Below are 398 nucleotides of genomic sequence, written 5' to 3'. Positions count from 1 at the left end.
CCTCTCGGACTTCGATGGCGCCACGACGCCCTGGTCGGATTACCCAGCCGACCACGTCTTGGCCGCCCCGCGGGTACCCGGCTCTGAGTGCGGCTCGATGGATGTCCTTCGCGGTGGCTCCTGTGCCGAGTTCAGCGTTCAGCCGGGCAACCGCGCCTAGGAAGGCAATCGTGACCATCTTGTCCTCACCTTCCGAGCCTCCGTGTTGCTTGAGCCGAGGAGTGATCGGTGGTTCGTCCAGGAGCGGGTCGTACTCCGTTTGTGAACCGGCACCCGATGCGAAGACCTGCTGCGTCGACGCTTGCGCTGATCGGTCGACCTCGTGGCGGTCATCCAGCACGTGCAGAAAGGCGCGAGCGGCCGCAGCCAGAGCATTGGTAAGACGGGCTATTTCATTC

Annotated in this window: 1 protein-coding gene; it reads right to left on the bottom strand. The window is 64.1% G+C overall.

All coding sequences use genetic code 11. From position 1 onward, the window contains the following. The coding region (locus tag AC3XQU_RS23145; RefSeq protein WP_489876500.1) for a hypothetical protein at positions 1-398 on the bottom strand (398 nt) is incomplete at both ends.

It is taken from the genome of Telluria sp. AZSoR62, from assembly GCF_058111565.1.
This window is presented reverse-complemented; position numbering and strand designations above follow the sequence as displayed.